This window comes from Metabacillus mesotrionivorans (genome assembly GCF_052171315.1).
Taxonomy (GTDB): Bacteria; Bacillota; Bacilli; order Bacillales; family Bacillaceae; genus Bacillus_P.
Genome location: NZ_JBQMFF010000004.1, coordinates 221,624 through 236,207, shown reverse-complemented (window position 1 = coordinate 236,207; position 14,584 = coordinate 221,624). Strand labels below are relative to the sequence as shown.

11 protein-coding genes and 1 other annotated feature are annotated in these 14,584 nt (G+C 45.6%); of the genes, 2 read left to right on the top strand and 9 right to left on the bottom strand.

Annotated features, from left to right (window positions below):
* Positions 1-387: 387 nt before the first annotated feature.
* The 6 genes from ACTSEZ_RS13410 to zapA all read right to left on the bottom strand — a co-directional run bounded on the left by ACTSEZ_RS13410 (position 388) and on the right by zapA (position 8,125).
* Entirely contained in the window at positions 388-2,076 is a 1,689-nt protein-coding gene (locus ACTSEZ_RS13410) for an AMP-binding protein (protein ID WP_369734676.1), read from the bottom strand.
* 562 nt (positions 2,077-2,638) lie between these two features.
* The gene (locus tag ACTSEZ_RS13405; RefSeq protein ID WP_029279225.1) at positions 2,639-3,043 is read right to left on the bottom strand and encodes a DUF350 domain-containing protein; all 405 of its coding nucleotides are present in this window, start codon (positions 3,041-3,043) and stop codon (positions 2,639-2,641) included.
* A gap of 17 nt (positions 3,044-3,060) precedes the next feature.
* Entirely contained in the window at positions 3,061-5,418 is a 2,358-nt protein-coding gene (locus tag ACTSEZ_RS13400) for an endonuclease MutS2 (RefSeq protein WP_369734675.1), read from the bottom strand.
* 44 nt (positions 5,419-5,462) lie between these two features.
* On the bottom strand, positions 5,463-7,187 hold the full coding sequence (gene polX, locus ACTSEZ_RS13395) for a DNA polymerase/3'-5' exonuclease PolX (protein WP_369734674.1): 1,725 nt from the start codon (positions 7,185-7,187) through the stop codon (positions 5,463-5,465).
* 114 nt (positions 7,188-7,301) lie between these two features.
* Positions 7,302-7,844: a CvpA family protein gene (locus ACTSEZ_RS13390; protein ID WP_029566831.1), complete on the bottom strand. Its 543-nt coding sequence runs from the start codon at positions 7,842-7,844 to the stop codon at positions 7,302-7,304.
* An 8-nt stretch (positions 7,845-7,852) separates the two neighbouring features.
* On the bottom strand, positions 7,853-8,125 hold the full coding sequence (gene zapA, locus ACTSEZ_RS13385) for a cell division protein ZapA (protein ID WP_369734673.1): 273 nt from the start codon (positions 8,123-8,125) through the stop codon (positions 7,853-7,855).
* A gap of 102 nt (positions 8,126-8,227) precedes the next feature.
* On the opposite strand from zapA, the gene rnhC reads away from it, so the two are divergent.
* The gene (gene rnhC, locus ACTSEZ_RS13380; RefSeq protein WP_369734672.1) at positions 8,228-9,166 is read left to right on the top strand and encodes a ribonuclease HIII; all 939 of its coding nucleotides are present in this window, start codon (positions 8,228-8,230) and stop codon (positions 9,164-9,166) included.
* Between the two features lie 53 nt (positions 9,167-9,219).
* Here rnhC and pheT read toward each other — a convergent pair whose 3' ends face one another.
* The 3 genes from pheT to ACTSEZ_RS13365 form a co-directional block, all read right to left on the bottom strand.
* A complete protein-coding gene (pheT, locus tag ACTSEZ_RS13375; RefSeq protein WP_369734671.1) occupies positions 9,220-11,634 on the bottom strand; it encodes a phenylalanine--tRNA ligase subunit beta in 2,415 nt (804 codons plus the stop codon).
* Positions 11,635-11,648: 14 nt separating this feature from the next.
* The gene (pheS, locus tag ACTSEZ_RS13370) at positions 11,649-12,683 is read right to left on the bottom strand and encodes a phenylalanine--tRNA ligase subunit alpha (protein WP_369734670.1); all 1,035 of its coding nucleotides are present in this window, start codon (positions 12,681-12,683) and stop codon (positions 11,649-11,651) included.
* A gap of 67 nt (positions 12,684-12,750) precedes the next feature.
* Positions 12,751-12,994 (bottom strand) — a binding site (T-box leader).
* Between the two features lie 60 nt (positions 12,995-13,054).
* A complete protein-coding gene (locus tag ACTSEZ_RS13365; RefSeq protein ID WP_369734669.1) occupies positions 13,055-13,807 on the bottom strand; it encodes a TrmH family RNA methyltransferase in 753 nt (250 codons plus the stop codon).
* A gap of 475 nt (positions 13,808-14,282) precedes the next feature.
* On the opposite strand from ACTSEZ_RS13365, the gene sspI reads away from it, so the two are divergent.
* Positions 14,283-14,495: a small acid-soluble spore protein SspI gene (gene sspI / locus ACTSEZ_RS13360; RefSeq protein WP_029279208.1), complete on the top strand. Its 213-nt coding sequence runs from the start codon at positions 14,283-14,285 to the stop codon at positions 14,493-14,495.
* The last annotated feature ends 89 nt before the right edge of the window (positions 14,496-14,584 follow it).

The following is a 14,584-nucleotide window of genomic DNA, read 5'->3' as shown; positions in this document are numbered from 1 at the left end:
TGAAGGGAACAATCCAACTGCTTTTGTGCCCTTCGCACTTGTTTCCGCTCGCTGAAGGGAACAATCCAACTGTTTTCGTTCCCTTCGCACTTGTTTCCGCTCGCTGAAGGGAACAATCCAACTGTTTTCGTTCCCTTCGCACTTGTTTCCGCTCGCTGAAGGGAACAATCCAACTGTTTTCGTTCCCTTCGCACTTGTTTCCGCTCGCTGAAGGGAACAATCCAACTGTTTTCGTTCCCTTCGCACTTGTTTCCGCTCGCTGAAGGGAACAATCCAACTGTTTTCGTGCCTTCCGAGGTCTCCCACTCCCTCTTCATCCCGCAGGAGTCAAGTGCCTTCCGCAGCAGTCCACTGGAATCTAAAAAATAATACGGAGCTGATGATAACTCAATTCGCATTCTTCAGCTTCTCTTTTTCCTCTTCAACAAGAGATCGTCTTAAAATTTTCCCGACAGCTGTTTTCGGGAGTTCTTGGCGGAATTCATAGATTCTTGGAATTTTATAAGCTGCCATATGTTTGCGGGCAAATTCGTCAAATTCCTGCTCGGTTGCCTCTTCTCCCTCTTTCAGGACGATGTAGGCTTTGACCGTTTCCCCTCTGTAAGGGTCAGGAATGCCTGCGACGACCACTTCCTGCACTTTTTCATGCTCGTAAAGCACTTCTTCAATCTCGCGGGGATAAATATTGAATCCGCCGGCTATAATCATATCTTTCTTTCTGTCGACAATATAAAAATAGCCTTCTTCATCCATATAGCCGATATCACCTGTAAGCAGCCAGCCATCCTTGATCACAGCAGCCGTCTCTTCAGGTTTTTTCCAATATCCTTTCATGATCTGAGGACCTCTGACAGCAATTTCACCGAGTTCGTTAAATGCGGCCGGTTTTCCGGTTTCAAATGAGAGGATCACAGAATCCGTGCTAGGCCAAGGCACTCCGATGCTTCCTTTTTTTCTGTGCGACCAGAGGAAGTTGGAATGTGTAACGGGAGATGCTTCTGAAAGACCGTATCCCTCTACAAGTTTTCCTCCGGTTTCCCGTTCAAATTGCTCCTGAACCTCAACCGGAAGCGGAGCGGATCCGCTTATGCAGGACTCAACGGAAGAAAGGTCATATTTTTTAAGATCGGGATGATTCAAGAGGGCAATATAAATAGTCGGAGCGCCCGGAAACAGGGTTGGCTTCAGCTTGTCGATTGCTTTCAGCGTATCCGTCGCATCAAACTTCGGCAGCAGAATCATCTTATATCCCTGCATGATGGACAGGTTCATGACAGCAGTCATTCCGTAAACGTGAAAAAATGGCAGGATGCCGAGAACAGATTCTTCGCCGCGCCTGCACTGATACATCCAGGATGTGCACATGGACGTATTGGCCACCAGATTTTCATGCGTCAGCATTACACCTTTTGGAAACCCTGTGGTGCCGCCTGTGTACTGAAGAAGAGCCACGTCCTCTTTTGCATTCACTTCAAATGCTTCTACTTCTGTATTCTCTCTTTTCATAATTTCTTTAAATTGGTGTGTATGTCCGCCATGCTCAATTTTGACGACAATCTGGTTCTGTTTTTTCTGCACGAGCGGATAGAGCAGATTTTTAGGAAATGGAAGATAATCTTTGATGCTTGTTGCGATGATGTGTTCAAGCCCTGTTAACGCTTTCATTTTTGAGACCCTTGGATAGAGAAGATCGAGCGTAATGATATATTTGGCGTCAGAGTCATTCAGCTGATATTCAAGCTCTCTTTCCATATACAGTGGATTTGTCTGAACAACAATTCCTCCGGCAAAAAGGACGCCGTAGTAGGCAATGACTGCCTGAGGACAGTTCGGAAGCATAATCGATACGCGCTCATCTTTTTTCAGTCCCAGCTCCTGAAGGTAGGCTGCAAGTTTCAAAGACTGTTCATGGACTTCCCTGAACGTCAGCTCCTTTCCCAAGAAGTGAATGGCGGTTTTTGCGGGAAATTCATCTGCTGCTTTTGTAAGATAGGCTTGTAGAGGCAGGTTGTCAAATTCTGTGTAGTGGGGTATTTCGTCAGGATATAGATGAAGCCATGGTTTTTGCACTTCCATTTTCATTCCTCCCTTTGCTGCCATTATGACTTTTGGCTTATATAGAAAGTATACCAAAGATATATTCAGAAAATAGAATATTTTTTATTAATTTAACTATATGAAAAAAACCCGGATTCATGTTATGAAATCCGGGTTCTCTTCTGGGACTGATTGTTTGGGCGCGCTTTTGTACGAATGACCAATATCAGAAGTTTGCAGCCGCTCCCTTCCGCTCCAGTCACAAGACTACCACGGGGAGGACCGGGACCTTCCTCGCTGTGCTTGCGGGATCTCCCTTGCCCTCTTCATCCCTTAGAAAAGCGGAAGCGCCCGTTTTGCTCCGGCAGTCAGATAAGAAATCCCCCGAAAAATCCGTTTTTGACTTTTCGGGGGATTTTGTTCTGACAGAGGAGCCTGAGCGCTGAAGCTGGACATGGAGTCAAGTGCCTTCCTCTGCAGTCCGCTAATATTCGATTTCACAAATTTAAGCAAAAAAGACCAGAAAGATAATTCCAACTGCGATGAAAAGGCCGCATACGGCAAGAAGTACTTTTGCTAATGTTTCCACTGTTTTCTCCCCTTATATCCCTGCGCCGATCACGTAGGACAATCCGATGGAAATGACCATTGAGATAAAGCCCACAGCACGGTTGTCCTTTTGGATTTCATCATCGATTCTGAATTTCGGCGTTAAAAATTCATAGATAAAATACCCAAGAAGCAGCAGGACGAATCCAAACATCCCCCAGCCGATCATTTCAAACAGCGAATCATGCTGCCCAATGGAAAAGCGGAAGACGTTGGCTATTCCGAAGATTTTTCCTCCTGTTGTCATCGCAACCGCCAGATTCCCTTTTTGAATTTCATCCCAGTTGTTGTACTTTGTCACAATTTCAAAGATCGCCAAAAAGACAACAATGCATAAGATGACCACGCTGTAATACGCAGCTGTTTGAACGAATTCATTCTCCCAAAATTGATTCATCGAAGATCTCCTAATGTCTATTTTAATTCAACAATCGTTACACCCGTTCCGCCTTCTCCTGCTTCTCCGTAGCGCGCGCTTTTCACGTTCCTGTGTTTTTTCAGGTATTCCTGCACTCCGGTGCGAAGGGCTCCGGTACCTTTTCCGTGGATAATGGAAATCCGCGGGTAGCCTGCAAGAACAGCATCATCCATATACTTCTCCACCCTCATGAGGGCATTTTCATAGCGCTCTCCCCTTAGGTCAAGCTCAAGTGATACGTGATAATCCTTACCCTTAACCACAGCAAGCGGCTTTGTTTCAACCGGTTTTGGCCTGCTGATGTACTGAAGGTCCTTTTCATTCACTTTCATTTTCAAGATGCCGATCTGAACCTGCCATTCGCCCTCTCCTACTTTGGAGAGAAGATGGCCTTTTTGATTAAAGCTGATGACCTTGACTTCGTCGCCTTCTTCAAACCGGTGTTTCTGAGGAGCGGTTTTCACAGGTTTTTTGCTCTTTTCAAATTCCGGAACAGCATCTTCCAGGCGTTTTTTTGCATCAATCAGCTCATGCTCTTTAATGCCCGTACGATGTTCTTTCTGCATTCTTCTCAGCTCGCGGATAATCGATTCTGCTTCCGCTTGTGCAGCTTCCACTTTTTCAGCTGCTTTTTTTTCTGCTTTTTCAAACAGTTTATCACGTTCTTCATTAAAATCGAGTATTTGTTTTTGCAGTTCAGCATGCAGATCCTCTGCATCTTTTCTCAGCTGCTCTGCCTCTGTAAGCTCAAAGTCCGAACGTTTTTTGCTCTCTTCAAGCGAGGCAATCATAGAATCGACTTCATTGCTGTCTTCGCTCATATGGGATTTCGCCCGCTCAATCACTGAATTCATGAGTCCGAGGCGCTTTGAGATTTCAAATGCGTTGCTTCGTCCCGGCACACCAATCAGCAGCTTGTATGTCGGGCTCAGTGTTTCCACATTAAACTCGACACTTGCGTTCACGACGCCTTCGCGGTTGTATCCATAAGCTTTCAGCTCAGGATAATGAGTCGTTGCGATGACCCTTGACCCCCTGTGATGAACTTCATCCAGGATGGAAATCGCAAGTGCTGCGCCTTCCTGCGGATCTGTTCCTGCACCAAGCTCATCAAACAGCACGAGACTTTCAGAATCAACCCGTTTTAAAATATCCACGATGTTGACCATGTGGGAAGAAAACGTACTCAAGCTCTGTTCAATCGACTGCTCGTCCCCGATATCGGCGTACACATTTTCAAAAACAGCCATCTCCGAACCGTCAAGCGCAGGAATCTGAAGCCCTGACTGGGCCATCAGCGTAAACAGGCCGACGGTTTTAAGCGTAACGGTTTTACCGCCTGTGTTCGGTCCTGTGATGACGATTGTTGAAAAATCAGTCCCGAGCTCAATGTCGTTTGGGACTACTTCCTCAGGGTTTAAAAGAGGATGGCGCGCTTTGAACAATTTAATTCTTCCGCTGCCGTTCATTTCCGGCTTGGATGCTTTGATTTTTTTGGCATAGCCAGCTTTTGTAAACATAAAGTCCATTTCGCTTAGAGCTTCGACATTGACTAAAAGCGCTTCAGATTCTTCCGCGACTTTAAGAGAAAGATTTGTTAAGATCCGGTCAATTTCTATTTTTTCTTTCATCCGCGCCTGCTGCAGCGTGTTGTTCAGATCAACAATGACCTGAGGCTCAATGAAGAGCGTAGCTCCTGATGATGACTGGTCATGGACAATTCCGCCGTAAGCGGAGCGGTATTCCTGCTTAACCGGAATTACATACCGCTCGTTCCGGATTGTAATGATCGCATCAGAAAGCATCTTTTGGGCAGATGACGACCTGATCATCGATTCAAGTTTCTCTCTTATCCGCGATTCAGTTGTTCTAAGGGAGGTTCGGATCGACCGCAGTGTATCGCTTGCACCGTCAAGCACCTCTCCATTATCTCCAATGCAGTGCGAAATTTCCTGTTCGAGTTCCTGCAGAGGTTGTATTTGGGCCGCAAACCCGTCAAGATGAGGCAGTTCAATTCCGCTTTCAATCATATCCTCAATAAACCGCTTCATCTGTTTGCCGGCATAGAGGGTCCCGGAAATCTCTGTCAGTTCATGGGGATTCAGCATGCCGCCGATTTGAGCGCGCTTAATGCTGCTGCGGATATCGGTCAGCCCGCCAAGCGGAACATTCCCTTTAAGCCTCAGCACTTTAGCTGCTTCATCGGTTTGCTCCTGCCATGTTTTCACTTCTTCTACATTTGTTGAAGGAACCAGCTTTTCTGCTTTTTCTTTCGCCAAAGATGACGATGCATGCTTCACAAGCTGTTCTTTTACTTTGTGAAATTCCAATACGTTCAACACTCGCTGCTGCACGTTATACAGCCTCCTTGCTGTCTTTTAGACCCTTTAGTCCGTGTCTATCTGCTGTCTTCTTTTTTCAAAAAGGATTGGAGCTTTTCCAGGTTCCATGTATTTATCACATTTTCAGCTTTCACCCAGCCTTTAATGGCCGTTGAAACGCCTGTTTTCATATCTTCAAGCATGTCCAGGTTATGGGCGTCCGTATTGATGGCAACCTTGACTCCTGCCTCATGCGCTTTTCTGATGTGTTCTGCACTCAGATCCAGTCTGTTTGGGTTGGCGTTCAGCTCAAGAACCGTATCCGTCTCTTTTGCAAGCTGAATCAGCATTTCCACATCAGGTTCATATCCGCTGCGTTTGCCGATCAGTCTCCCGGTAGGATGTGCAATCATATGGACACGGTGGTGGTCCAGCGCCGTTCTCAGCCGTTTCATAATCACATCCTGGGGCTGAGAAAAACTTGAATGGATGGAAGCAATCACAAAATCCATGCCCTCAAGCACATCATCGCTGTAATCAAGCGTTCCGTCCGGCAGAATATCCATTTCTACACCTGCAAGAATCTTAAAATCATCATACTGTTCATTCAGCTTATCAATTTCCTCCCGCTGTGCTTTTAAACGTTCGGGAGTCAAGCCGTTTGCAACCTTCAAATACTGGGAATGGTCTGTAATGGCCATATATTGATAGCCCCGGAGCCTGCAAGCTTCCGCCATTTCACTGATGGTAAATGCACCATCGCTCCATGTGGAGTGCATATGGAGGTCTCCTTTTATATCTTGGAGTGAAATAAGCTTCAAGTCTTTGCGGTATTTTTCAACTTCTGTCCCGTCCTCCCTGATCTCAGGCGGAAAGTGGGGCAAATCAAAGTGTGCATAAAACTCTTCTTCCGTTGAAAACGTCTTGATTTCGCCTGTTTCGATATTTTCAACTCCGTATTCGCTGATTTTTTCTCCGCGCTCTTTTGCAAGCTGGCGCATTTTCACATTGTGATCTTTTGATCCTGTGAAATGATGCAGCGTTGAGGCAAATTCCTTTAATGTGACTAAACGGAAATCGACGCCAATTTCATATTCATATAAAAGCTCGACAGATACCTTCGTATCTCCGCTTGCAATCACTGAGGAAATGTTCGGCATCTTTAGCAGCTGCTCTCTGACAAACTGCGGATGATCTGTCGCGATGATAAAGTCCAGATCTTTTACTGTTTCTCTCATGCGTCTTAAGCTTCCGGCCCTGCTGTATTTCAGAATTTCCCCGCACGACTCAAGGTATGTCTCAATTTCATCTGCGATCGGCAGAACAAAAGAAAGCGGCAGTCTTTCAGGACGGGAGCCCATTTCCTCGATTGCATCAAGGATTTTTTCCTCTGTTTTCTTCCCGAAGCCTGCCAGCGCCTGCACTTTTTCCTCTTCACACGCCTGTTTAAGAGAGTCAGCGTCCGTTACGCCGAGCTCCTTATACAGCTTCGCTATTTTCTTTCCGCCGAGTCCCGGCAGCTTTAATAGCGGGATAAGCCCTTGAGGAACCTCTTCCTGCAGCTGCTTCAGCGTTTCTGATTCTCCGGCTTCCATATACTCTTTAATGACAGCAGCCGTCCCTTTTCCGATACCTGCAATCTTTGTAAAATCATCAATCGCAGAAAGACTGCGATCGTCTGTTTCCAGGGCGTTAGCCGCTTTTCTGAATGCTGCGGTTTTAAACGGATTTTCTCCTTTAAGCTCCATATGAACGGCAATAAGCTCAAGCAGTTTAATGACATCTTTTTTATGTATAGTCAACGTTTTTCACCTCATGAACGTGATAGATCATCTAGTTAGAATGATACAAATAATTGAAGCAAATGTACAATCGTCTACTTGCGCCAAAAAAACTTCTCCTGTTTGGAGGAGAAGTTATTTTGGTGCATATTGAATCCACAGTTCCTGAACTTTATCTGAAAAATACGGGGTATGATGAACAATCACTTTGGCAATTCCCGAATCCCCCATCGCCGACTGGACTTCAGGGATTGGCAGAAGTCCTCCGATAAACAGGAGAATGAATAAAATCAAATAGACTTCAAGAAAACCAAGAATGGCACCGGCCCATTTATTCAGCTGCTTTAATACAGGAAGGTATGTAACAAAATCAAGCATAGATCCGACAATCTGAAGCACGATCTTTGTTCCGATGAACAAGATGACAAATGCAACAGCGCGGTAGTAGGCATTCTCAAGGTTTCCGCCTGTAAAGAACGAAATACTGGAGCTGCTTTCCCCAAAGCTCGGGTATGGCACCCACAGCTCAAGCTTCGGCGCCAGAACCCCGAAGTATTTATAGGCTACAATGTAGGCGATAATGAATCCTGCAAGGTGAATGAACTGAAGAATGAATCCCCGTTTCAGTCCGACGAGCAGACCCATTATCAAGATAATTAAAAGGGCAATATCAAGCATTAACTGCGTCAATCCTTTTCTATAATTTGTCTCTCTAGTTTTTCAAATTCATCTCTTAATTTCAGGTAGTCATGAACGACATTGACCGCCGTCAGAACGGCAAGTTTATTTATATCAAGGTTAGGACTTTTACTGCTGATTTCCCGCATTTTATCATCAACAATAGAAGCCACCAGACGCACATGGCTTGTGCTCTCTGTGCCTACTATTGAAAATTGCTGTCCATATATATCAACTGTCGTTTTCTTTTTTGAGTGGTTATCCAACGAAAAATCCTCCATTCTTGAGAATCCTAATCTTTATCATAACATGATATTTAGTATAATGGAAAGATAATGCCAATCAATCCCGTACCACTACTACTATAGAAGAGGTGTCTTCTCTTGTCCAATGCCGTTATAAAAATTGATCAGCAGACCATGCTGAAAATGAAAACCTATTATTCTTCCGGACTCGGTTCAAAACTGCCTCCCGGCGCCGTTTTTACGGCAAAAGCAAATGGCTGCTCCATCACTGCCTACAAATCAGGAAAAGTTCTTTTCCAGGGAAATTTTGCAGCAGAAGAGGCTTCCAAATGGTCCGAACCCGAGAAAAAGGCTACTAAGAAACCTTCGCAGCCAAAGACCGTTTTCAGTCCGCCGCCAAACATTTCATCTCTTTCGATCATCGGTTCAGATGAAGTCGGCACGGGTGACTTTTTCGGCCCTATTACGGTCGTTGCCGCCTATGTAAAAAAAGAGCAGATTCCGCTCCTTCAAGAGCTTGGAGTAAAGGACTCAAAACACTTGAATGACACTCAGATCATAAGCATTGCGAAGGACCTTCTTAAAGTCATTCCATACTCTCTGCTGATCCTGCACAATGAAAAATACAACCAGCTCCAAAGCACAGGAATGTCCCAGGGAAAAATGAAAGCCATTTTGCATAACCAGGCGATAAACAAACTCTATGACAAAATCGCGCCGGAAGAACCTGAAGGCATATTGATTGATCAATTTGCAGAGCCTTCTCTGTATTTCAAGCATTTATCTGGAAAATCCTTCAAAAGAGAAAAAACATTTTTCAGTACAAAAGCAGAAGGAATCCACCTTGCTGTAGCGGCCGCCTCAATTCTTGCACGCTATGCCTTTTTAAAGGAAATGGACCGCCTGTCAGAAAAAGCAGGAGTTACCCTTCCAAAAGGAGCAGGAGCTAAAGTAGACGAGGCTGCAGCAGCCATCATCCTGAAAAAAGGCAGCCCGGCACTGAAAGAACTGACGAAGTTTCATTTTGCCAATACCGATAAGGCTGAAAAAATCGCCGCAAAAAAAAGAAAAAGATAAAAAGAGCAGCCGGACCTTAATGGTCAGCTGCTCTTTTCCTGTTGTCTCTGCGATTAACCTCTCAGCACGGCGGCAAATTTTTCCTCGACCGTACGGAGTACTTTTTCATGCGCTTTTGTTACTTCTTCGTCTGTAAGCGTACGCTCAGGGTCGAAATAGCGCAGTGAGAAGGCCAGTGATTTTTTATTTTCATCAAGCTTATCGCCTTCGTATAAATCAAAAATGGAAACGTCCTTCAGCAGCTTTCCTCCTGCCTCTGAAATAGCGCTATGCAGATCGCCCGCTACAACGTCTTTATCAACAACAAGGGCAATGTCCCTCGTCATAGACGGAAAGCGCGGAATAACAGAGAATGTTAATGGTTCTGCTTCTGTTTGAAGAAGCTCTTGAAGAGCAAGTTCAAACACATATGTCTCAGTCAGGTCCATTTGCTTTTGAAGCTTCGGATGCACCTGTCCGATAAATCCTGCAGAAACGCCGTTAAGAAGAATTTCTGCCGTACGACCCGGGTGAAGTCCGTCGCGTTTTGTCTGCTGATAAGTGATGTGTTCGTTTAATCCTAAACGATTGAACAGGCCGTCAAGAATTCCCTTTACCACATAGAAGTCGACCTGTTTTTTCTCAGCCTGCCACTGGTTCAGATGCCACAGCCCTGTTACAGCTCCGCTTAACCGTTCTTTTTCCAGAGGCTGTTCACCTGGTCCGTTTGAAATGAACACAGAGCTCATTTCATAAAGAGCGGCCTGGTCATTTTGACGGGCAAGATTGTATTTCAGCGTCTCAAGCAAGTGAGGGATTAAGCTCAGGCGAAGAACACTGCGCTCTTCACTCATCGGCATGGACAGGCGTGTAAGATCAGATGCTTCAAGCGCAAAAAGGGAAGCTTTGTCTTCGCTCGTCAGCGAGTATGTGATCGCCTGATGCAAACCGGCTCCTTCTAAGAAGCGGCGGGCCATTCGGCGTTTTTGCTGATAATCCGTTAATTTGCCCGGTGCGGATGCGCTAACAGGGAAAGTAGACGGAATGTTGTCATAGCCGTACAGTCTTGCAACTTCTTCAATCAGGTCTTCCTCAATTGTAATATCTCCGCGTCTTGTAGGCACAGTTACCGTGAAGGCGCCGTTATCCTCCTGCACTTCAAATCCAAGACGTGTAAAGATGGACTGCATCTCCGAACCTGAAATGTTCATGCCGAGCACACGGTTAATTTTATCGATGTGAACGGTCACGACCGCAGGTTCAGCTTCAAGATAATTCACCTCAGCCGATCCCGAAAGAACTTCTCCTCCCGCAAGCTCCGCCATCAGCTGGGCTGCGCGCTCTGCTGCTGCGCGGACCCGGTTCGGATCGACGCCTTTTTCAAAGCGCGCACTTGCTTCACTTCTTAATCCGTGATCTTTGGACGATTTTCTTACTGTCTGACCGTTAAAGTACGCAGACTCAAGAAGAACAGTCGTTGTATCAGAATGAACTTCTGAATTCTCGCCGCCCATCACACCTGCGAGTGCAACCGGCTCAGTTCCGTTTGTAATAACAAGGTGCTCCGGAGTAAGCGTTCGTTTTTGTCCATCAAGTGTCACGATTTCTTCGCCGTCTTTTGCCATGCGGACAAGAATTTCTTTTGAGCCTAAACGGTCATAGTCAAAGGCATGAAGCGGCTGTCCGTACTCGAGGAGTACATAGTTCGTGATATCCACCACATTGTTGTGCGGACGGATGCCGGCAGCCATCAGTCTTGTCTGCAGCCAGAGCGGAGACGGAGCGACCTTTACATTGCGAATTACTTTCGCTACATATAGCGGATTTTCTTCTTTTGCTTCAACAGCGACAGAAATACTATCAGATGCCTTCTCTGAACCTTCATCGTGCGTCAGGTCAGGGTACGTTACGCTTCGGCCCAAAATAGCCGCTACTTCATGCGCAACGCCAAGCATGCTCAGGCAGTCTGAGCGGTTTGGGGTAAGACCAAGCTCAAGAATCTGGTCATCACGCCCAAGTTCTGCAAGAGCATCTTTTCCAGGCTCAGCATCGTTTGGAAAGACAAAGATGCCTTCCGAATACTCTTTTGCAACGGTTTTCGCTTCAAAACCAAGTTCCTGAAGAGAACAGATCATTCCGTTTGACTCTTCGCCGCGAAGCTTTGCTTTTTTGATTTTAAAGTTACCCGGAAGCACCGCGCCTACTGTTGCTACTGCTACTTTTTGCCCTTTATCGACATTTGCAGCTCCGCAAATGATTTGAACAGGGTTCTCGCCGCCTGTATCGACCAGACATTTGTTGAGCTTATCTGCATTAGGGTGCTGCTCTTTTTCAAGCACATGCCCGACGACTACACCGCTCATCCCTTCATTTAAAACCTCTACACCCTCTACTTCAATTCCGCTTCGGGTGATTTTCTCTGCCAGTTCTTCTGCCGGGATTCCGCTGAGATCCACGTAATCCTGCAGCCATTTATAGGAAACAAACATTTGGAACCCTCCTTTTATGCTCTTTTAAATTGTTTCAGAAAACGCATGTCGTTCGTGTAAAAATGACGGATGTCATCGATGCCGTATTTCAGCATGGCAATTCGCTCCGGTCCCATACCAAAAGCAAATCCGCTGTATTTCTTTGAATCAAACCCGGCCATCTCAAGCACATTCGGATGAACCATTCCTGCACCGAGAATTTCAATCCAGCCAGTCTTTTTGCAAACACTGCAGCCTTTGCCGCCGCACACGAAGCATGAAACATCGACTTCAACTGAAGGCTCTGTAAACGGGAAAAAGCTTGGGCGCAGACGGATTTCGCGCTCTTCGCCGAACATCTTTTTAGCAAAAGCCTCAAGTGTTCCTTTCAGATCACTCATGCTGATGTTCTCGTCAATGACAAGTCCCTCAATTTGCGTGAACTGGTGTGAATGTGTCGCATCATCATTATCTCGGCGGTATACTTTGCCCGGACAAATGATTTTCACTGGTCCCTGACCTTTGTATTTCTGCATCGTTCTTGCCTGAACAGGTGACGTATGAGTACGAAGCAGCGTTTCTTCCGTTATGTAGAAAGAATCCTGCATATCACGCGCCGGGTGTCCTTTTGGAAGATTCAGCGCTTCAAAGTTGAAATAATCCGTCTCTACCTCAGGGCCTTCTTCTACGGAATAACCCATGTTAAGGAAAAGGTCTTCGATTTCCTCAATGACAGACGTAATCGGATGATGATTGCCCGTGCGTACAGGACGCCCCGGAAGTGTCACATCGATCGTTTCAGCTGCAAGCTTCTCTTCAACTGCCGCTTCCTCAAGTCCTTCCTGTTTAGCCGAAATGCTTGTGGCAATGCTCTCGCGCACCTCGTTGGCCAAAGCTCCCATCAGCGGGCGCTCTTCTGCAGAAAGTTTGCCCATCCCGCGAAGAACTTCTGTAATTGGCCCTTTTTTACCCAAATATGATACACGGATCTCATTCAGGCTCTTTAAATCATTTGCTGCCTGAATTTTTTCAAGCGCTTCAAGCTGAAGCTGTTTTAATTGCTCCTGCATCGTTTTTTCCTCCTTTTATTTCAGATGATTCCTGATTTTTTTTGAACAAAATAAAAAACCCGTCCAAAAAAGGGACGAGTTGACAGTCGCGGTACCACCCTTGTTAACAGCAAAAAAACATGCTGTTCACTTCGTTCATAAATAACGGATAGGATCCGGAGCACCTTTACACCCGGGATTTTTCCGGATGGTCCTGGTGTCAGCTAAAGAGGTGAATTCATCTGCTGCTGTCAAAAAAATGCTCACAGTCACCGGCATTTTCTCCCTGATTGACGCTTTCGCAGACTACTCTTCTCTGTCAACGCTGTTCATGGTATGTAACTGTCTTTTATTATAATGAATTCATGATGGCGATGCAACCACGCTTTTGCCTATTTCACAAGGTGATACATCAGGATCCCGGCAGCAACTCCGGCGTTTAAGGATTCAGCTTTTCCAAGAATCGGGATGTACAGGTTCTGGTCGGTAAGGGACAGCCATTCCTCCCTTACCCCGCTGCCTTCATTGCCGATAAGCAGGGCAAAATGTCCGGAGGTTTCTGCTTTTCTGTAATCGGATCCGTTCTGCAGGGAGGTTCCGTAAATGGACACTTCATTCTGCTTCAGTTCTGAAATGGCTTCATCTATTTTTTTTCTTACAACCGGTATATGGAAAATGGAGCCCTGTGAGGAGCGCACTGCTTTTGAGTTATACGGATCAACTGTCCCATCCCCGAGAATGACGCCGTCAAGACCTGCTGCATCGGCAGTCCGGATAATGGTTCCAAGGTTCCCCGGATCCTGAAGCGCATCAATCAGAATGACTTTTTTCCATGTGCTTATGCTTCCGCTGTCCTTCTGGATGCAAACGGCTGCAGCACCCTGGGGGGTTTCTGTTTCGGAAATGGCTTTCAAGATTTCTTTTGTTACGTAAATGATGGACAGACTGTCTAGATCCCAGTGTTTTGGGATGGCTGTTTCTTCTGACAGGATCAGTTCTTTTATATCTGATTTATTTTTGATGGCTTCTTCCACGAGATGCATGCCTTCTATTAAAAATGTGCCTGATGCATCACGTTCTTTTTTTGTGTGAAGTTTGCGCCATTGTTTAACTTTTTGATTTTGTACGGATTCAATTCGCTTCAATTGTCCTGCTCCTTTTGCTGTTGGGTTTTCCTGCCCATTTTTTTCTTTTGTTTTTATCACAAGCTTTAGAAGAACTTCTGGTTCTAAACTTATACCCGTTCCTTTCCGCCCCAGGAACTTACTTCTCATGCTAAAGAGGACGCGGGCTCATTCCCCTCTTTTTTATTTTTCGGCTGTTTTTATGCTGAATATAAATCTCAAATCATACCCGTTCCCTTTCGCCCCAGTCACTTGCTTTCCGCGAGGAGTGCCTGAAGCTTCCTCGCTGCTCTTGCGGGATCTTCAGTGCCCTCTTCATCCCGCAGGAGTCAAGTGCCTTCCGCTTCAGTCCACTGGAGTGTAACGTACCTATGTAAAAGCAGCTGCAAATTTTACAATAAAGGCTTTTCTTATTATTTTAACGGAAGATACATAAAATAAGCAAAGTGATGCACGATAAACAGAGATCAACTATTTTAAAAATGGAGTGAGTCAGATGGATTTAAATTTACGAAATGCCATTATCTCAAATGTTTCGGGCAATGACCAGGGGCAGCTTGAGGATACAATTGTCGATGCGATCCAAAACGGCGAAGAAAAAATGCTTCCGGGACTTGGCGTTCTGTTTGAAGTGATCTGGCAGAATTCAAGCGAAGATGAAAAGAATGAAATGCTCACAATTCTTGAAGAAGGCTTAAAAAAGAAATAAATGCCGGGCGGCTGCCCGGCATTTTTTTATGGGATCTTGTGCTTTTCTCAGTCAAACGTAATAGCTTTTACAGTATCTTCATCTAAACG